Origin of the sequence: Psychrobacter sp. AOP22-C1-C5 (assembly GCF_052378885.1) — a bacterium.
Classification (GTDB): domain Bacteria; phylum Pseudomonadota; class Gammaproteobacteria; order Pseudomonadales; family Moraxellaceae; genus Psychrobacter.
In genome coordinates this window covers 57282-77835 of record NZ_JBQSYC010000003.1, presented here as the reverse complement: position 1 = coordinate 77835, position 20554 = coordinate 57282, and the positions used below count along the sequence as shown (strand labels likewise).

The 20554-nt window shown below is 41.5% G+C and carries 19 protein-coding genes; 6 read left to right on the top strand and 13 right to left on the bottom strand.

Translation table 11 applies throughout. The annotated features are described in order from the left end of the window. Positions 1-63: 63 nt before the first annotated feature. Both ACT3TH_RS05105 and ACT3TH_RS05100 read right to left on the bottom strand, forming a co-directional pair. Positions 64-954: a fructose bisphosphate aldolase gene (locus ACT3TH_RS05105; protein WP_444754776.1), complete on the bottom strand. Its 891-nt coding sequence runs from the start codon at positions 952-954 to the stop codon at positions 64-66. A 166-nt stretch (positions 955-1120) separates the two neighbouring features. Beyond that, positions 1121-1969, bottom strand: coding sequence for an EamA/RhaT family transporter (locus tag ACT3TH_RS05100; RefSeq protein ID WP_444754775.1), 849 nt, complete (start codon positions 1967-1969; stop codon positions 1121-1123). A 368-nt stretch (positions 1970-2337) separates the two neighbouring features. On the opposite strand from ACT3TH_RS05100, the gene ACT3TH_RS05095 reads away from it, so the two are divergent. After that, positions 2338-4239 (top strand): ABC transporter ATP-binding protein, encoded by a 1902-nt coding sequence (locus tag ACT3TH_RS05095; RefSeq protein WP_444754774.1) that lies wholly within the window; start codon positions 2338-2340, stop codon positions 4237-4239. A gap of 310 nt (positions 4240-4549) precedes the next feature. Next, positions 4550-5167 (top strand): alpha-ketoglutarate-dependent dioxygenase AlkB family protein, encoded by a 618-nt coding sequence (locus tag ACT3TH_RS05090; RefSeq protein WP_444754773.1) that lies wholly within the window; start codon positions 4550-4552, stop codon positions 5165-5167. 34 nt (positions 5168-5201) lie between these two features. Here ACT3TH_RS05090 and ACT3TH_RS05085 read toward each other — a convergent pair whose 3' ends face one another. The 4 genes from ACT3TH_RS05085 to ACT3TH_RS05070 form a co-directional block, all read right to left on the bottom strand. Further along, on the bottom strand, positions 5202-6056 hold the full coding sequence (locus ACT3TH_RS05085; RefSeq protein WP_444754772.1) for an EcsC family protein: 855 nt from the start codon (positions 6054-6056) through the stop codon (positions 5202-5204). A gap of 228 nt (positions 6057-6284) precedes the next feature. Continuing rightward, entirely contained in the window at positions 6285-7283 is a 999-nt protein-coding gene (locus ACT3TH_RS05080; protein WP_444754771.1) for an NADP-dependent oxidoreductase, read from the bottom strand. 54 nt (positions 7284-7337) lie between these two features. Beyond that, on the bottom strand, positions 7338-8096 hold the full coding sequence (locus ACT3TH_RS05075) for an endonuclease/exonuclease/phosphatase family protein (protein WP_444755111.1): 759 nt from the start codon (positions 8094-8096) through the stop codon (positions 7338-7340). A 201-nt stretch (positions 8097-8297) separates the two neighbouring features. Then, complete coding sequence (locus tag ACT3TH_RS05070; RefSeq protein WP_444754770.1) at positions 8298-9410, bottom strand: AOC03_06830 family ribosome hibernation factor; 1113 nt, start codon at positions 9408-9410, stop codon at positions 8298-8300. Positions 9411-10029: 619 nt separating this feature from the next. On the opposite strand from ACT3TH_RS05070, the gene ACT3TH_RS05065 reads away from it, so the two are divergent. The 4 genes from ACT3TH_RS05065 (at position 10030) to ACT3TH_RS05050 (ending at position 13734) form a co-directional block, all read left to right on the top strand. Continuing rightward, positions 10030-12225, top strand: coding sequence for a M3 family metallopeptidase (locus ACT3TH_RS05065; RefSeq protein WP_444754769.1), 2196 nt, complete (start codon positions 10030-10032; stop codon positions 12223-12225). Continuing rightward, positions 12226-12483, top strand: a complete 258-nt coding sequence (locus ACT3TH_RS05060) for a YheV family putative metal-binding protein (protein ID WP_444754768.1) — start codon at positions 12226-12228, stop codon at positions 12481-12483. 132 nt (positions 12484-12615) lie between these two features. Further along, on the top strand, positions 12616-13140 hold the full coding sequence (locus tag ACT3TH_RS05055; RefSeq protein WP_444754767.1) for a hypothetical protein: 525 nt from the start codon (positions 12616-12618) through the stop codon (positions 13138-13140). 30 nt (positions 13141-13170) lie between these two features. Then, positions 13171-13734: a hypothetical protein gene (locus ACT3TH_RS05050; RefSeq protein ID WP_444754766.1), complete on the top strand. Its 564-nt coding sequence runs from the start codon at positions 13171-13173 to the stop codon at positions 13732-13734. A gap of 270 nt (positions 13735-14004) precedes the next feature. Here ACT3TH_RS05050 and pnp read toward each other — a convergent pair whose 3' ends face one another. From pnp to ACT3TH_RS05015, 7 genes are all read right to left on the bottom strand, one after another. Beyond that, positions 14005-16107 carry a polyribonucleotide nucleotidyltransferase gene (pnp, locus tag ACT3TH_RS05045; RefSeq protein ID WP_444754765.1) on the bottom strand — a complete coding sequence of 701 codons (2103 nt, stop codon included), beginning with the start codon at positions 16105-16107 and terminating at the stop codon, positions 14005-14007. 817 nt (positions 16108-16924) lie between these two features. After that, the gene (gene rpsO / locus ACT3TH_RS05040) at positions 16925-17191 is read right to left on the bottom strand and encodes a 30S ribosomal protein S15 (RefSeq protein ID WP_058023603.1); all 267 of its coding nucleotides are present in this window, start codon (positions 17189-17191) and stop codon (positions 16925-16927) included. 390 nt (positions 17192-17581) lie between these two features. Beyond that, complete coding sequence (locus tag ACT3TH_RS05035; RefSeq protein WP_444754764.1) at positions 17582-17755, bottom strand: hypothetical protein; 174 nt, start codon at positions 17753-17755, stop codon at positions 17582-17584. 137 nt (positions 17756-17892) lie between these two features. Further along, entirely contained in the window at positions 17893-18054 is a 162-nt protein-coding gene (locus ACT3TH_RS05030) for a hypothetical protein (protein ID WP_444754763.1), read from the bottom strand. 66 nt (positions 18055-18120) lie between these two features. Next, complete coding sequence (locus ACT3TH_RS05025) at positions 18121-18645, bottom strand: type 1 glutamine amidotransferase domain-containing protein (RefSeq protein ID WP_444754762.1); 525 nt, start codon at positions 18643-18645, stop codon at positions 18121-18123. 401 nt (positions 18646-19046) lie between these two features. Then, positions 19047-20123: a tRNA pseudouridine(55) synthase TruB gene (truB, locus tag ACT3TH_RS05020; RefSeq protein ID WP_444754761.1), complete on the bottom strand. Its 1077-nt coding sequence runs from the start codon at positions 20121-20123 to the stop codon at positions 19047-19049. A gap of 9 nt (positions 20124-20132) precedes the next feature. Continuing rightward, a complete protein-coding gene (locus ACT3TH_RS05015) occupies positions 20133-20522 on the bottom strand; it encodes a ribosome-binding factor A (protein WP_346716724.1) in 390 nt (129 codons plus the stop codon). Between the last annotated feature and the right edge of the window lie 32 nt (positions 20523-20554).

Below are 20554 nucleotides of genomic sequence, written 5' to 3'. Positions count from 1 at the left end.
AGAAAAAAATCCCAACGAACAATTTGTTCATTGGGATTCTTATATTAGCTAAATTGAAAAGTATTAAACCTTTGACGCCTCATAAATCTTTTCAATTGAGCTATCAATCGTATTGGCAAACTCTTCATCGCTTTGCTGACGATTTAAGCCTTCAGTGAAAGCTCGGGAGAAGCTCGCAATCATACCTGGGTTTTGCTTAAGCTTAGCACATGCCTCGTCTCGACTATAACCACCTGATAAAGCCACTACTTTTAGTACTTTTGGATGATCGATTAATTCTTGATAAAACCCTGCTTCCTCAGGCAATGTCAGTTTCAGCATCACTTGATGATCGTCATTCAGACGCTCTAAATTATGCAAGATACTGGTTTTGAGAATAAGCTCACAATCATGTTTTTCATTACTATTGATATCCACTTCTGGTTCGACAATTGGCATCAAACCTTTTGAGATGATTTGTTTTGCCACATCAAACTGCTGCTGCACGACCAACTCAATACCGTCGACGTCTGGCTCATAAATCACTGAGCGCATTTTGGTACCGAATATAGAGTGACTTTTCGCTTTATCTAACACCGAATCCAAATCTGGGATCGGACGCATGACTTGTACACCGCTCATTTGCTCAGCCAAACCTTTATCTACCTTCAAAAACGGGACGATATGTTTGTCTTCCCATAGATAGGTAGCTGTTGGTTTGCCATTGACTTCACGATCCATAGTATCTTCAAACAAAATCGCGCCAAGCACACGCTTACTGTCAAAAGCGTCACAGGTAATAATCCGGCTACGCATCTCATGTACCAAATCAAACATGGCACCATCATTGTCATAATCATTACCAGTAACACCATAGTTCTCTAATGCTTTTGGTGTACTGCCACCACTTTGATCAAGTGCTGCAATGAAACCTGAACCATTTTTTATACGTTGTAATTGCTCTTCATATTTCATTGAGAGGGCATCCTATTTTTATTTATTGAGGTCAAATAACACAAATTATTGGCTCACTGTGAGTTTTTATAAGCCTCATTGTTTGTGCATAACCTTACCATAGGACTCTCTACATGCCTATATACGATACGTTAACGCTTTCATAAAATCTGTCCCTATCCTACTTTTAAGCCAAAAACAGCACGCCCACACAACAAATCGCGAGCAACAGGCCCAACACATTGATACGGTTGAGCGTCTCTTTAAATACGCCTACCCCAATTAAGGTGGCGACAGCGATAACCCCAACATTCATACCTGTGAAGACGATACTTGGCGACTCAGACAACACTTGATGCGCGCGTACATACGCATAGATATTCCCCATATTAAGCGCCCCTAATAGCAACCCTGCTACAAGTGCATTCCCCTGCCAGCGTACACGAGTGACAAGTAGGTAGATAAACAACAACAGTCCTGCCAAACCAAAACTGACAAATAACGTGAGCGGAAAGGCAGTTCCATGTTTAGCAACCTGTTTAAATAGGATGTCGATAACACCATATCCTGCCCAAACACCAAACAACCAAAGCGGCGTACGTTTGGCTTCTTTGCTCAGAGCAGTATGTTGTGGACGATAAACCAACGCCCCTAGTGCTAGAAATCCGAGCAGTAATCCGAAAATCCGCGTACCCGTCAATACTTCACCGAACAATAAGAAAGCAGCTGCAATCGGTATGATTAAAGACAAACGCTGAGCGGCATCGGTGGCGACCATACCGACCGCCTCAATGGCACGCCCAAGGATAATAAATACAGTCGGCAAAAGCACACCAAGTGCGATAATAGTACCCCACTCGTTATTGAGCGTACTCACCTCGCTTATCTCTGGTTTTAGCAAAAACCAAGTAAGCAAAAAAGCCACTGGATAACCTGCAACAATCGTTTGGCGTATGTCTATATTTTTTTGCCGCAATATTTTTAGTAACACTGAAACGGCGACACTACAGAGTACCGCTATCGTTAAATACATCATCAGCTTCTACCCATTTCAATCGCAATTTTTGCGTGATTATCATTCATATATTAGAAAAAGCGCGCTACATACATTTATCTTTTATCAATCAAGTCTGACAAAATAACGAGCGCATAAATAAAATAGGGCCACTAGACACCCCAAAACCATAGAATGTAACAAAATATTTCTTATGCAGCAATCTATTTATCGCTTTTCACAAATCGATGTTAGACATAATTGATGGCTTCTAAATTACAATTCGCATGCAGGTCTAATGGGGAAATTTGTTAAAATAATTAGCATTCCTAATAACAAAAGTAAAGATTCAAAACAACGAGTGATATCGTTGATTTTGGCGTACTACTATTGATGTTTTATGACTGCCTATGAATGCTCTATTTCGCTTTTTCGAAAACCGCCTCCCTGCTTTCCCTGAAACTCCTATGCCATTACCCTCACCTCGTGACGGTATGCTCAAGTTTATGTGGGCATGTACCAAAGGGCTACGGGGCTGGCTCTTGCTATTCATGATTTTGTCTGCTGGTATCGGTATCTATGAGGCAATGCTGTTTGCTTGGATTGGTAATATCGTTGACTGGTTGGGGGTTTATACACCGGAGAACCTTTGGTTAGAAAAAGGCGATATGCTGCTTTTGATGCTGGCAGTCATGATAGTGAGCCCGATATGGATTGCATTGTCATCGTTCGTTCATTTTCAAACCTTGCAAGGCGTGTTTCCAATGCAAATGCGTTGGCGTTTTCATCAGCGTATGCTTGGGCAGTCAATGCAGTTTTATCAAGATGAATTCTCAGGCCGCGTTTCAGCAAAGGTAATGCAAACGGCTTTGGCAGTTCGTGATACGGTCATGACCGTCACCGATATGTTTATGTATGTCGCGGTCTACTTTATCACCTCAGGTGTGATTTTATTCAATCTTGATAGTCTATTACTCATTCCCTTTATCGTTTGGCTTGTTCTGGTTGGATTATCCATTTGGTATTTTATTCCTAAGCTAAAATTAACGGCCATTATACAAGCGGATGCCCGCGCCTCGATGACAGGCCGCATTACTGATGCTTATGCTAATATTATGACCGTTAAGCTATTTAGTCATTCACGCCGTGAGCTAAGTTACGCTAAGAATGCGATGGGCCAGTTTTTGGGTACCGTTCATGCGCAAATGCGCTGGGTCAGCTATCTAGAAGTGTCGACGCATCTTATCAGTGTGATTTTGGTCAGTGGTACGGCTGGTATCGGTATATATCTGTGGCAACAAGGCGCAGTGGGCGTTGGGGCCATCGCGGCCGCAACAGCGATGGCACTGCGTTTGAATGGTTTGACACGCTGGATTATGTGGCAAACTGCCAGCCTATTTGAGAGTATCGGTACGGTACAAGATGGCATGCGCACATTATCGGCACCGCAAACAATTACTGATAAACCAAACGCACCTGCCTTAAAAGTTACCAAGGGCCGTATTGTATTTGACCATGTTGATTTTAGCTATGAGCATAAAAATGAAGATATTGAGGGTGAGACAGTAGACGAAGTCAATGCGCCATCAACTTCGACCTTCAAACTTCTTGATAACTTCTATTTAGATATTAAACCTGGAGAAAAGATTGGTTTGGTTGGGCGCTCAGGTGCAGGTAAATCAACGTTGGTGAATTTACTATTGCGCTTTTTTGATGTTGATAAAGGTAAAATCTTCATCGATGGACAAGCCATTGATGAAGTCACGCAGGAATCTTTACGCCAACAAATTGGCATGGTAACCCAAGATACTTCATTATTGCACCGCACAGTACGTGAAAACATTGCTTACGGTCGCCCTGATGCTACTGACGAGGAAATTATTATTGCCGCGAAGCAAGCCCAAGCTTGGGACTTTATCAAAGACTTATATGATGATAAAGGCAATAAAGGTCTGGATACGCAAGTGGGTGAGCGCGGTGTCAAACTCTCTGGCGGGCAACGTCAGCGTATCGCTATTTCTCGTGTCATGCTAAAAAATGCGCCCATTTTACTATTGGATGAGGCGACAAGTGCACTTGATTCTGAGATTGAATTTGCTATTACTGAAAGCCTAAATGACATCATGACGGGCAAAACGGTCATCGCGATTGCCCATCGTCTCTCTACCATTGCTGCACTCGATCGACTGGTGGTTATGGATAAAGGGCAGATTATCGAGCAAGGCAGCCATGATGAGTTATTGGCATTGCACGGTGTTTATGCTCGATTGTGGCATCGCCAAAGTGGCGGCTTCTTAGGTGAAGACAGCTAAACCTTATAAAAAATGCGTACAAGGAAGTGCGCCTTTTTATTTAGTAACATTTATTACCCCTCTAAAGATCAACGATAGCTTTGTAGACAAGTTACGCTCCATCATTTACTACCACGTCATTTTTATTCAAATTCAAAGCGTTTTTAAAGCTACTTAGATCAGCAGCTTAATCAACCCTTTAGATTGAGCCAGCCAATTTTTTACACTTCATTAAAGAGTCATAAACATTCTGTGCGTTTGTGCTAATAAAAGCCTATGAGCCACGTGCGTAACTTTTTAATTATTATTACCATAATGAATGGGTGCAACCATGACCGACCTCTTCGCTCCAGCTCCTACAGACAACTTATTGCCTTATGATGGCCAAGTGAATGATTTGGGCATTGTCATTGATGCTCCCAATATCCTGTACGATACTCTACTGACCGAGCTGCCTTGGTATGCGGATATCGTGACTCTATTTGGAAAGACGCACGTTACTACCCGCCAAATCGTTTGGATGGGTGACGAGAACATCACTTACCATTACTCAGGACATGCGCGTCAAGCTATACCGTGGTCAGACTCAGTGTTTGCCGTGAAACAGCATATTGAGCAGACTTTGATGACCACTGGAATAAAGGCGAATTTCAATTCGTGTTTGTTGAATTATTATCCTTCTGGAGCTGATGGCATGGGTTATCATGCTGATGATGAAAAAGCGCTTGGTCATCAGCCAATTATTGCCTCACTCTCGCTAGGGGCTACCCGTAAGTTTGTTTTTAAGCATAAAAAAACTCAAGATAAAGTCGAGCTTTATCTTGAGTCCGGGCAGTTAGTTGTCATGCACGGTGACACCCAAACATTTTGGAAACACACCATCACCAAGACTAAAACCGTCTCAGATGGGCGCATTAGCTTAACGTTTCGGCGTATGCAGACCGTCTAACCTTGATTCCTTCCCCTCTAGATCAATAAACAAATTACGCCTGTCGATCTAAAAAACGCTCACGGTAGCACTGATAGGCAGCTTCGCAAACGCTCGCAGTATAATTAGCATTGACACCACCTGCTATCACAGCGCCCGCTACCGGAATGATTTGCGCCGCTTTGGTTTTGACAATATTGGTCGCAACCTTGGTCGCTGTTTGACGTAATACCCGTGCCATCACTTCCTCATTTACCTTATTGAATGCCAGCGTTTCTGGATCTTTACTCAACTCGTAGGTATCATCAAGTGTTGCTTTGCGCTCTTCAGCAGAGGCAGATGTGGCCACCGCTAATAAAGACATGGCAAATAATTGCTCGCCTTTATCATTGATATCAAAGCCATAGTAGCTTGCATAATCGCCAATGGCACGCAAGTTGGCAGTGATTAGGCCGACTACATCAGCAGGAATACCTACCCAACCAACGATACCTGTCGTCACCCCTTGGGCGCTAGTCAATGCCACATACTTACTTTTGAACAGTTTGACCTGCTGATCAACAACTGCCACTGGTAGAGCTGCGATATCAGCAAGTGTATCCACAAATGACTCTGTACCATCTATGTCATCCTGATAAGCCTCAATTACCTTTTGAGTATCTAAGGTCCAATTGGCAGCATCACTTAAGGTGATGATAGTTTGTTCAGTTGCTTTTTTTAAAGCCTCGCCAAACTGCGGAGCATTCATCAATGCTCCACCTGCTGCAGCGATGGGAGTATTTATTGCAGCCAATGCCTTATCAAGTATATTTTTGCTAGGATTTTTCCATGCTTCTATCTCTTCGCGAACTTGGGTTTCATAAGCAGCATGGTCAGTTATTTTCCCATCATTATTTTTATCAGTAGTCATAGTTACTTCCTTTATAAACATATTCTTTAGAGCTATTCACCCTCTATACTATGGTAAATGGCGTCCAAAAGTGGAAGTACTCAGTTGTTAAAACGACAATTCTTGTAGGGTTTTACGAAGTACGTGTAATATCCTATTGTTTTTAGTAATATTTTCCTGAACATTTATAATAGAGCTTTATGGACTACCTCATTCATGTCTTATAAGTACTTTACGGCCATCGTTCAATCATTTAGCAACAGCCAGTACAATCTTACCAAAGGTATTACCTTTTTGAAGCTCATAATGAGCAGCAACGACTTCTGACAATGGGTACGTTTGCTGAATACATAGCGTCAGCTTATCATCAGCCACAAGCTGTAAAACCCGCGCCATATCATCACCATTACGCTCAGCTTTATAGCCAGCGACTTCCAAGTCTTTTTGCGTACCCGTTTCTTTGAGCTTGTCGACCCAAATGGTTGGTAACACATTCACGCGCGCGCCAGATTTGAGCACAGCAAGGGCACGAATACCCGCCTCATCACCAACCAAATCGAGCAATACATCGGCTTGTAACTCAGTGAACGTCTCATCTTTGGTATAGTCAATCCAACCTGCCAATTTACTGGTATCTATTAACTCACCGAGCTTGGCATATTTTTCTGGTGAGCAAATAATGGTGACTTTAATATTATCTTCAGCAACTTTTTGCATTAACAGCTGAATCAGTAAATGACCGACACCCCCTGCTGGGGCGTTCATCACCACATGCTCGCCTTGTTGAATGTCGGCAAATTCTACAAACTGTAATGCTGTTTGACCGATACAAGGCAGTGCTCCTGCTTGCTCTAAAGTCAAGGACGACGGTACTCTTGCCAGTAGCTTGGCATCAACTGCCACATACTCAGCATAGCAGCCACCATTAAAAGTCAGTGCAGCAACTTGGTCACCAACATTGAATTGAGCGCTATTACTTTTGACAACCTCGCCTGCCATATCAAACCCTAAGATCGCTGGCTCATTTTTATCAAAAAGATTCTTTTGAATGGCTTCAGCGCCCCAGCCTTTGCCCTGACGGGTTTTATAATCAACTGGATTGATACCAGCATAGGCGATCTTGACCAGCACCTGATTGTCTTGCAAGTCAGGAATGGCCACGCCGTCTTGGTAGGTCATGACTTCAGGTTCACCAAACTCGCGTATGAGTACGGCGTGTTGGGTTGTTAGTAATGCATTGTTAGACATTTTTATATCCTTATACGTCTGAGTTATTTTACTTTTGCCTGTTTTAGCACCCTATCACAATAATACCAGCTCTGCACTGATTGGCAGATGATCGGACAACGTTGACCAAGGCTTACCTGTATGTACCCAAGCCCCTTTAACGCCTAGGTTACGTACGTAAATGCGGTCTAAGCTGAGTACTGGTAACTTGGCTGGAAACGTGGCTGACAGCTTACCGTGACAATGCTTGAAGGCTTCTGTCATCCCTAAGCTGGTAGCAAGCTTGTCACAAGACATTTTTTTCCAATCATTAAAATCACCCGCCAAAATCAATGGTTGGTCACAGTCAATCTCGTTGCGCACATAATTGGCAATGGCTTCGTATTGCTTGATACGGTCGCGCTCAAACAAATTCAAATGTGCGCACAATACGACGACGGGTGTCTCCCATCCGACTGGCTGTACCTCACAATGGAGGACACCGCGCTGCTCAAGCTTATTGACAGTAATATTGACATTGTGTTTTGGATCTAGCGGAAAACGGCTGAGTACCGCATTGCCATGATGACCATTTTCATATTCAGAGTTTTTGCCATAGCTGTTTTGCAGCTTCAAATACTCGCCAAACCATTCGTGCTGTGATTGGTCAGGGTATTCGTTGTATTGCATGTTGCGCTTAAGATTTTGACCTTGCACTTCCTGCAAACACAGCACATCAGAGCCAATTATATCAAGCGCTTGAGCGATACCCTGCATTTTCACTTGGCGATTCATGGGCGACATGCCTTTATGAATGTTATAGCTGGTCAAAACAAAAGAAGGCGTGGTAGTCATCATTTTATTAGTCATAAGCTCAGTATTTATAGCGTGAAAGTGAATAGCGCTTTATCAAAAGTATTGTAAAAATGAATATCAATATTAAGTAAACAAGGAAAAAGAGCATTGATTCTTATTGAACCAATGCCCTTATATTATACCTATATGTTATCAATGGCTAATTCATCTAGAATCGTCATTGATGGTAGCACTCACGGATTAGTAACGAGTGACCAAAGCAATCGGCTGATCTTCACCCATGATATCTTGCGGCATAAATACTGCCTCGCCACCATTATGAATCACATGCTCAATGATTTCACCAATGGCATCATCGGTAATGCCCTCAGCAGCAGGATCATTTGCTATGCTCAGTGTTTGCGCTTTTTCATCAATCTTAGCAGATTGAATATAGCCGCGACGTACATAGAGGGTTTCACCTGCACCTTGGAAGGCACTGCGATAGACTTCTTGTAAATCCGTCTGCAACATATTGGCACCGCGTGCTTTATCAATCTCTCCCAAAGCCGCCTGATGTAGTGACGTGCGATATTCTTCTACGGCTTCTTGGACACTATCAACGATATGTTGAGCACTGCCCTCGTCTAGATTAGTGGCATTAGATACAGTAGCGATAATATTGTCTGGACGATCACACACTTCTTTGTAATAGCCAATGTTTTTGGCATCACCAACGATAACTAGAGGCATTTTATGTTCGCCCCATAGCTCTTGTACGCTCTTATCGACTTGGTTAAAGAATTCTTTCAAATAGCTGCTTTCGTTGTTTGCTGAACGATCTGATCCTGCGTCACCTGTAGTATATAGACCATTGTTTTCAACAGGGAACGGGATATTTTCCATATTGTTCTGAGCATCGTCATCTTTATCGAACTCTTTAATGACTCGGTCATTAGAAGCTTCGATCAGACGTGCATGATCACGGGTTAGTACGACAGTATAGTAGTGAACCGCACTTGCCATATCGCGAACCAAATCACGAGTAGCGAAACTGGTTGAGATGACTACACGTTCTTGTGTATCAAGCGGCATACGGATGATTTGTACATCGTCAGTGCTTGCAAAAATAGCTAAAGTATCGAGATTATAATTATGATTAAGCTCATCAGTCTTAGAATGAATCTTTTCTAAAATAGTGGTAGCAGTACGCTTATCATATTCATTAATTAAGCGTTCTTCAGCTACTTTTAACTGATTCTTTAGCGCAATTGGATCCTGATCATTAGCAGGGTGAGCGCGATGCGTTTTGACGAAAATGCTGACTGCTGGATCTGCCTTGGTTTGACGTAGGCTTTTAAGAGTTGCTTTCATGTATTGCTCCTTATTTCATTATGGTTCACGCTTAACATTGTCATTCTTTTATGTGTTAAGCAGTAGGTACGTAAATACTCATGTAATTATTATTAATAGGTCATATTAAATCTAAGCAAAACAGTATGAGCAAATAACTGACATTAACTCATTAACCGTCCTTGGTCCCTTTCCTTACTATGGTTATTTTTATCTATTCTGGGACCAGTTGTTAAAATCCTTGTAAATACATCTTATTAATTTTTATTCCATTACAGTGATGCTAACAGTTGAATCTGACCCGCTATAGGGTTAATTTGCAAGCAAATGATGACGCTTTGTAAATAGAACAACCAATATTGTTAAAAGCCAACCCTATTCGTTTCTAACCGTTTTTTATTGCTAATTTCCTCCTACATTTTCAAGGCCTGCAAAGGGATAGGTTGCATTTTTAGCAAATGAACCCATCTTTTATATAGTCCACTTTTTATATAACTTACCTATCAAACAATAAAGTACCAAAAATACTAAGAACAATTTATGCCTTATACATTGGCGTCAAAATACGACTCTACAGAGCAATTTATTTATTCATTCACACCTCACTCACATACTTCACTCATTGATACTGGATACTTTTATGACTTCTACTTCTACAAACTTACATCTTGTCGATTTTACCAATGCGACGCCACTTACCTTACAAGACCAAGTCATGAGCGCTATCGATGAAGCCAATGATTTTTTAGACAAAATGGCAGCGGCAACTGACAATAACAATGGAACTACTGACTTCAATGCCGAACAAGCCTTAGCCGATGTCATGGCATTTGATCATCTTAATTTGGCTTTGGACCGCAGTTGGGGCATTTTTTCGCACCTAAATGGCGTGATGAGCAATGATGAGATTCGTCATGTCCATCATGAACTGCTACCTAAACTCTCCGCTTATGGCACGCGTGTGGGACAGCATCAGCCCTTGTTTAGCCGCTACCAAGCGATCGTTAGTGATAAAACGTTTTTTGCGAGTCTTGATCCTGCACGTGCGCGTGCAATCGAGCTTGCGTTGCGGAGTTTTGAGCTGTCCGGAGTGGCATTACCGACAGCTGAACAAGAAAAATTTGCTGCGATTCAAAGTGAGCTATCAACACTCTCAGCCACTTTTTCTGATCATGTTTTGGATGCGACCCAAGCCTATAGCTTGGTGCTCAACGATGAGCAATTGGCAGGATTGACAGAAAGCGGCCGAGCACTTTTGGCTGATGCAGGTGAGCAATATAAGGCACAAGCACTTGCTAATGGTACATTGACGCAAGAAGAAACAGAGACGTTACCAACACCTTATTATGTCGCCACTTTAAATATACCTGTTTATCTTGCGGTCATGACTCATGCTAATGACCGTAGTTTGCGTGAGACGCTATACCGAGCTTATGTCACCCGTGCCTCTGAGTTTGATCAGCACACTAATGCCAAAGGCGAATCATTGAACAATGCTGATATCATGAGTCAAATTGTGCAATTGCGTGAGCAAAAGGCCAGGCTGTTGGGCTTTGAGCATTATGCAGATGTGTCACTATCGACTAAAATGGCAGATAGCGTAGCAGAGGTTGAGACCTTTTTACGAGATTTAGCCGCACAAGCGACGCCAGCCGCTAAGCAAGACTTGGCTCAATTGCAAAAGTGCGCACATGAGTATGGCATTGATGACTTGCAACCATGGGACAGTGCTTATATTGCTGAAAAAGTAAAACAAAGTGAATTTAGCTTGTCGCAAGAAGAAATTCGTCCTTATTTTCCGTTACCAAAAGTTATCAGCGGCTTGTTTGCAATTGTAGAGCGTTTATACGGCATCAAGGTTAAAGAACAGACCAATGAAACGACTGATGATAACTCAGCATCACTCTGGCATGGCGATGTCCGCTTTTATCAATTGTTTGATGCTGACGATCACCTAATTGGTGGCTTTTATTTTGATTTGTTTGCGCGAAGTGGCAAACGTGGCGGCGCATGGATGAGTGGCTTTCAGTCGCGTTATCGTTATGACGAACAAGATCATCAACAACTGCCTGTTTGCTTTATGGTTGGCAATTTTACACCGGCGCTGGATGGTAAGCCAAGCTTACTGACGCATGACGAGGTGCTGACCTTGTTCCATGAGTTCGGTCATGGTCTGCATCATTTATTAACCCAAGTGACCGTTGGCGATGTCGCTGGCGTCAATGGAGTGGAATGGGACGCGGTTGAGCTACCAAGTCAGTTTATGGAAAACTGGGCATGGGATGCTGAAGGTATTGCGCTTATTAGCAGTCACGTTGAGACCGGCGAAGCCTTGCCTAAAGACAAGCTTGATGCCTTATTGGCCGTCAAGAACTTCCAAAGCGGTATGCAAACACTGCGTCAAATTGAATTTGCACTTTTCGACCTGTTGATTCATGCGCACAAGCCAGCACTGGATTACGAAGGCATTTTGGCGACTCTAAACGCGGTGCGTAGTGATATCGCTATTATGCAAACGCCTGATTATAATCGCTTTGCCAATGGTTTCAGCCATATCTTTGCCGGAGGGTACGCGGCAGGTTACTATTCTTATAAATGGGCTGAGCTTTTGTCTGCAGACGCCTTTAGCAAGTTTGAAGAGGATGGTATTTTTAACCCAATAACAGGCAAAGCGTTCCGTGACACTATTTTATCAGTTGGCGGTAGCTTCCCCGCAAAGACCAACTTTGAAAATTTCCGTGGTCGTAGTGCCAGTATCGATGCCTTGTTGCGGCACAATGGTTTTGCAAACGCTGACCCTGCGGCAAACGTCCAAACGAATCGTGAGGCAGTCTAAATGCGCTATCAGTCATCACAACCAAAGCGTCAATTCTTAGCCGGGGTTCGCTGTCCTAAATGTCAGACGATGGATGCGGTGGTACAAGTGAACATTGTGATACCTGACCCTGATGAGTATATTGAATGCACTCAGTGTGGTCATACCGAACATCGTCCTGATCCGGTTGCGATCAGTGCCAAAAATCATCTTGAAGATCAGCTCACACGTGATGCGATGACTACAGGAACCAGTGGGACAGTAAAATTCAAACCTTAAAGCACATCCGTTACTGTTCAAGCCCATTCAAGATTAAGGGTGTTTTAAGCCTATCTATCAATAGATAGGCTTTTTATTTTGAGTTTGTTATAGTATGACTACCTATATTTTTGACATAAATTTGACTCACGTATGAACCGTAAAAAAATGTCTGATAATTTTCGCCAAAAGTGGTGGCTAATTGCTGTATTAGCCGCCCTATTTATTGGTTATTTGGTTTGGAAACTCGTTTTATCTGATGCCGATATAAGCTCTAGTGAAAGTCCATCTTCGGTAACCGAGCAAATTGAGGTTACGCCTGATGCTCCTACACAATCAAATGAGATGACAGATAGTACGATGTTAAATGAAGATACTGCATTAAATGATAAAGCCCTAGGTGAAAGTGCCGATCTTTCTGACCCTACAAATATCCAAGCCCTTGATCCCAAGGCTATCTTGAATGCCCCATTACCAGAAACGGACAGTCTGGCCAAAGAAGAGATTGATCGTTTAGAAGACGAGCGTCAGCGTTTGGCCGAACAAGAAAAATTGGCGGCAGAACAATTGGCTATGAATAAACAATTGACTGATATGAAGGCCGAACAAATTGCCCTACTTGAACAACAAATTGCCGAATTAGAAGCAAACAATATAAATAAGCCTGTGGCAGAATAAAATTATAACTTTTTTATAAAGGGGCTAAAGATGGCGAACTTACAATTAACGCATGCCCCTATTCTAAATAGTAGCGCACAGCTGCTTATCCTACCCGTCAATACAGCAGGTGTTCTTTTAGATCCTGTACTCACACGAACGAAGACTTTATTTCCTGACAATTATCAACGTTACTATCGCGCTTGCCGTGATGCCAGTCTGATCGTAGGTAGTTGCTTGTTGCATAAGCGCTCACTTGAGCAGACAGGACTTGGTGCTAGTAATAGCAGCAATCAACCTAGCTACATTGCCAATCTTATTATATCTGATCATCCTTATTACCCAGCTCGCACACGCTGGCTCAGTGCGGCTTTGATGGATCTGCAACAACAACTCCTGCCACTCATTCGCTATCAAGGTATTCGTAGAGCTGCACTACTCGCACGGCCTCTAGTTTTTGATAATTCGCGAGATTATGTGTCTATCACCTCTGATTCAGCAAGCTTGCTCCCTTTAGATTGGCAAGCTGATACTTTACCTTTATTGAATCAGCATTTACAAGCATTACCCAAACTTCACATCGATATTCATCTGCCTAAAGACATCAATATATAGCTGATACAAAATAAAATAGATACACGACATCATGACGCGAGACTGGGATAAATTTTTTGTAGCCTCTGTCTGCGCAAGCACAGCAAGCAAGCAAGCAAGCAAGCAAGCAAAATTTATCCTAGTCTCTCTGACTATGTTCTATATTGACCTAACTACATAAAACAAGCGCTTATTTCGACTTTTTTAGCGCATAAAAAAACCGCCTTGAGGACTAATAATAAGTCTCTCAAAACGGTTTTTATATATCTAAACCAAACCAATTATTAAAAATTAGTTTTGCTCGATACCTTTCATCGTCAGCTTAATACGACCACGGTTGTCGACGTCTTGAACAAAGACTTTTACAACCTGACCTTCTTTTAGATAGTCTGAAACATTCTCTACGCGCTCTTCTGCGATTTGTGAGATATGAACCAAGCCATCCGTGTTTGGCAACACGTTAACAAAAGCGCCAAAGTCTACGATACGAGCAACGGTACCTTCATACGTTTTGCCAACTTCAACTTCAGCAGTCAACGCTTCGATTCTACCGATAGCAGCTTTGGTTGCCGCTTTGTTTTCACCGAAGATACGAATCGTGCCGCCATCATCGATATCGATAACCGCGCCAGTCTCTTCAGTCAGCTGACGAATCATCGCGCCACCTTTACCGATTACATCACGAATCTTATCTGGATTAATTTCGATAACAGCATAATTAGGTGCATGAGCATTGATTTCAGTACGGCTTTCTGGCAATACTTTGTTCATTGCGTCCAAGATATGGATACGACCGGCATGGGCTTGCTTTAGCGCTTGCTCCATGATATCAGGCGTGATGCCTTCGATTTTGATGTCCATCTGTAGCGCAGTAATACCATCTTTAGAACCAGCAACTTTAAAGTCCATATCGCCAAGATGATCTTCATCACCTAAAATATCTGATAGAACAGCAAAACGCTCGCCTTCTTTAACCAGACCCATTGCGATACCAGCTACAGGCGCTTTTAATGGTACGCCGGCATCCATCAATGCCAAACTTGCACCACAAACAGACGCCATAGACGATGAACCATTAGATTCAGTAATCTCTGATACCACACGAATCACATACGGGAAGCGTTCGCTGTCTGGAAGCATGGCTTGGACACCGCGACGTGCCAAACGGCCATGACCGATTTCACGACGTTTTGGAATGCCTTCGCGGCCTGTTTCGCCGACAGAAAAATGTGGGAAGTTATAGTGCAGCATGAAATGGTCACGAATCGTACCACCTAAAGAGTCAATCATGTTGACATCACGGCTATTACCAAGCGTGGTAGTTACCAGTGCTTGCGTCTCGCCGCGAGTAAATAGCGCTGAACCATGCGTGTATGGTAATACACCAACCTGTACATCAAGGGCACGCACAGTCTCAAGATCACGGCCATCGATACGTGGTTTACCTGACAAAATGTTGTCACGAACCGTACGATACTTAAGGTCGTTGTAGATTTCTTTAAGCTCAGACACAGTATCAGCATAATTTTCTGATTCTGCATCGCCAGCAAGCGCATCGATAATTGATTGCTTGATTTCATCAAGCTTGGTGTAACGCTCTTGTTTATTAGTCGTGGTATAAGCATCAGCAACTTGCGCACCGAACTGTTCTTTCATGCTGGTCTCTAACGCTTTGTCACGCTCAGGGGCAGTGAACTGCTGCTTAGCAGTACCAATTTCTTCTGCCATTGAAGCGATGTTATCAATAACAATTTGCTGCTGCTGATGACCGTATAATACAGCGCCTAGCATCTGATCTTCTGATAGCTCTGCTGCTTCAGATTCGACCATCAATACCGCAGATTTAGTACCAGCGACTACTAGATCTAGATCACTGCTTTCAAGCTGTTCAAGTGTTGGGTTCAGTACGTACTCACCATTGATAAAGCCAACACGCGCAGCAGCAACAGGACCATTAAATGGCGCATCAGAGATCGCCAAGGCAGCTGAGGCTCCGATTAGAGCAGCAATATCTGCAGACTGAGTTTTGTCAGATGACACAACCGTTGCCGTAATTTGGATTTCGTTCACATAACCTTCAGGGAATAGCGGACGAATCGGACGGTCGATCAAACGTGAGGTTAGCGTTTCAAACTCGCTAGCACGGCCTTCGCGTTTGCCGTAAGCACCTGGGATTTTACCCGCTGCATACATTTTTTCTTGATAGTTTACTGTTAGCGGAAAAAAGTTTTGACCTTCTTTAGCGTCTGATTTTACGACGGCTGCTACTAGTACCGTCACGCCGCCCATGTGAACCAAAACTGAGTTGGCTTGACGTGCAATTCGACCTGTTTCAATAACAACCTGCTGGTTACCGTACTGAAATTCGCGCTTAATGGTGTTGAACATTGTCATATACTATTCCTAATGTTGACTGACAAAAATGATATCAGCGCTCTAAAGGCTGATACTTGTCATTAAAATGCTTTTTATATAACCGCTAATAAATACGTTTTCTGTTAAAACCATATAAATTAGCATCAATATCGTGATTTAGTTATCTGTATGTCCATGATAGTCATCGTACTATCATGTATGGATCATCGTTCAAATGTCAGTGTTATTATAAATACTGTTACATGGCAAAATCATACATGCAGTGTGTCTTTTGACTTTTAAATATTCTTGAATGGGTCGCCCCATTTCATATCGCATTACTATAAACCGTCACTGTATGAACAATATCCATGCTATAAAACGTACAATGTATTATTTTACAGGGATTTGTAGGCATTGACCAATGAATTGCAAAACAAGCTATTCGTTAAGATTCGGACATTGGTAGAGCCAATTTACTTTAGAAAAGGTATTACTGAGGTAAAACATCTACATTCTTAGCCATGCAAAGATCTAGCAAACAAGAAATCCTATACTAGCAGAACGTCTTTATCATTATTAGCCTTGTTTTGAACTGACTATACCATAACAAGTCAGTACCAAATTTCTTAATATATTTATAAGTTGCTATTAATGGATGTGCAGGTATTTAAGAGTGATAGCCCTTATCGACAAACATAAAAAAACGGCGTGAAACTATTCCACACCGTTTTTAGAAGAAATCTATTTTATCAATATCAGCAAGCGAGTTCTGAGAGGCTTGGCGAAAATATTAAAAGAACACCATTTGATGTGTCTTTTTATGCTAGCAACCACTCGCACTATTATCGCTAAATTAACGACGTAGACCTAACTGGCTAATAAGGGTGGTATAACGACCAAGATCTTTACCTTTTAGGTAATCAAGCAGCTTACGACGGGTGTTTACCATACGGATAAGACCGCGACGGCTGTGATGGTCAGCTTTGTGCTCTTTAAAATGGTTTTGCAAATCGTTAATACGAGCACTTAACAAAGCAACTTGAACTTCTGGAGAACCAGTGTCATTTTCGCCGCGTTGGTATTGAGCAATGATTTGTTCACGATCGGTATTAGTTAGCATAAATATCTCCGGCAATGCTAAAAGTTCTCATATACACTCATGATGAGTTATTTTAAGAACAGTAGAATAATAAATAAAGTCACTTATACGTCATTCAGGACAACCCTGCATTACTAGAGTTGACCTAGTGTACGATAAGCTCAATCAGTTGTTAGAACAAGCACTTAAAAATAATAAAGACTAACAAGATATATTCCTAACTCAATCATTCATTTAGAATGATAAGACGGAGTAAAACGTGTGATCTAAAATACAATTTAAATGTGCGGGCAATTATAACAAAAAACTGCTGAACTAGCAGCAGTTTTTCATAATAGTTTCGACGATATTTTAGCGTGTGTTAGAATGCTTCTTACTAAATATCAAAATAAGATGAATCAATAAGACGGCTTATTTTTTAACATCATCATTAGTAGCGTTGCCGCCAAGTTCATTGTCTGCAAGAGGCGCTGTAGTTGCTTCAGCCAAACTATCAGGTGTAGTATCTTCACTAGGGTTGATATCTGCTGCAAGCTTCTGAATCTCTTGTTCTTGCTCATCTAACGTTTTAGATACATTGCTCATAATGACTCCTAAATAGTTAGTATTAGACTGTCTTTTTTCGTACCTATCAGTGTAAGAGTGAAAATACCAGAAATTAAATGCGCTCTGATATTTTCACTCTCATATCAACAATCATCAGATAAAGAAAAGAATAGTATCTACTTATCTTCTTTTGCATCTTTTAAATTGTCAGCAATACGATCTGCTGCCGCTTCAGAATCTTCTGTATGGTTATTTTCAGTTTGACTCTCAAGTGAGGCTTTTGCTGACTCAGAGCGTTGTTGTTCAATTTTAGTGTCGTTTGGATTAGGGTTTGCCATTGTAATATCCTTAGTTTTAATCATAGTAAAAACAGGTACATCGTTCTAGAATTTTAAAAAAATAAATTAAGAAAGTGCTTTGTCGATAGCATCAACGAAATTGTCAATATCGTCTGGATTACGTGAAGTGATTAAGTTGCTATCTACTTGTACGGTCTTGTCTACAAAGTCTGCTCCAGCATTTTCTAAATCTGTTTGAAGAGATTCATAAGCAGTAAGCGTTTTGCCTTTAGCAATGCCTGTATTGATAAGTACCCAAGGAGCATGACATATTGCTGCTAATGGTTTGCCCGCTTCATTAATAGCATTAATTATCTTATGAGCTTCTTGATTACCACGAATAGAATCGGCATTGACTGTGCCGCCTGGCAATACTAATGCGTCATAATCATTAACTTGTGCCTCGTTTGCAAAGATATCAGCAGTAAAGGTATCCCCTTTATCTACATCTTGATTCATTGCTTGAACTTCTTTGTCTTTGTTGGTAGTAATCAGAATTGTCTTATAACCCTTGTCTTTCAATTGGTTATTGACGTCTTCATATTCTGCTTGTTCAAAATTATTATGGAGTAAAAAAGCAATTGTTTTCATATATCCCTTCTTCTTTTATTAATAAATCAGTTATAGGCGAGGTTATTGTTAAATCAGTTGATTATTATGTATTTATTATTTTTATCTCTTCAGTCAGTTATTATAATTTTTATTAACAGCTTCTTATTATAAAACCACATCCTTGCAACTTTACTTCCTTACTCTTTATTCTTATTATTTTTCATTATTATTGATTATTGCTCTAACTTATTCTTAATTATTATTCTTTTTGATTGTTGTCCTAAGTATTCTTATTATGACCTAGCTCTCCCTAGCTGACTTAACCAATGTACAAAAAAAACAGGTTTCACCATAGGAGAAACCTGCAATTAAATGTGACGATATGTGATTAGTGTAAACTGTTAGTAAAGTTCAATGCGAAGGTATTAAGACAAAATTGGCTATCGTTGAATCAACTTCTTAGGCTGTAATCGACCATTTAGACTGACAGCACCCAGACCAAGAAACTCACCTTCTTCATTTATCAAACGAATATCGACAGGCGTCTCAAACCATTCCTTTTTATGAGACTCGACTTCATCAAGCTCATCATCAGTGCCTGAATCAAACTCAGTAGATTGACAATCGCTCCTTGCTTTATCGATAAATGACTGGCTATCAATATTGTTCGATACATAATTTTTTAACTCATCTGTGAGCTGGTCAAATACGTTTAAGCGTTGACCCATGTGTATACGAGTACATTGCTCAGTCGTTAGAGTGAGTGTCGCATCGATATTGATACAAGCATCCACTGGCATCAATCTTATTTGTCGATCGTCAAATGCTGCCTCTTCTAGTTTTGACAAAGCAATTGCATTATCAATATTGAAGTCACCAACTTGCGTGCGTCGTAATGCCGTTAGGTGTCCTACTGTACCCATGGCCTTAGCAATATCTTCGCCCAATACACGTACATAAGTCCCTTTGGTACAAGTGACAGTCAATTGGATTCGCTCGTCATCAATCGTTTTTATATCAATTGCTTTGATAACAATATCTCTTGATGGTCGCTCTATCTCGATACCAGCGCGAGCATATTCGTACAGCTTTTTTCCGTCTTTTTTCAAAGCAGAATACATTGGTGGTATCTGCTGTTGAGCGCCTAAAAACTGCTTAGCAATGCCCTCTAATAGCGTATTGTCAAACTTTGGAATAGGCGCTTGTACGACGACTTGGCCATCCGCATCACCCGTATCTGTTTGACGACCAAGCAAGATGGTAGCTTGATAAGACTTATCAGCATCCAGTTGATAATGACTGAACTTGGTAGCTTCGCCCATACAAATAGGTAGTAGACCTGTTGCCATTGGATCGAGCGTGCCAGTATGACCTGCTTTTTTACTGTCATGGATTGGTGATTTAAACAGATATTTTACCTTTGATACCACCTGCTGCGAGGTCATGCCTTGAGGCTTATCTACTAGGACAACACCAGAGACTTTTATTTTAGCAATTTGATTGGGTGATATAGACATAGTAGTGGTTTACTCGTCATTCTCATTTTGTTCTGTCTTGGTGACAGCTTGATTAATCAGATCCATCATGTAGTTACCACGAGCAGTCACTTCATCATAATGAAAACGTAAGCGCGGCGTGGTACGGGTTTTTAGGCTATGACTTAGTTCAGTACGTAAAAATCCTGCGGCTTTGTTAAGCACTTTAATACTGTCTTCATGATTGGTCTTGGTCATAGCATCATTAAGCTCAGGCTCCATGATGGTGACATACACATCAGCATAACCCAAATCAGGACTGACCTTGACACTGGAGATTGTGACAAAACCAGTCAAACGAGGATCGTTGACTTCATCACGAATAAGAACGGCAAGCTCACGCTGAATCTGATCAGCTAAGCGTTGTAAACGTTGGTTCATGTTATTACCTTGTGTTTAATATGGCTTATTTT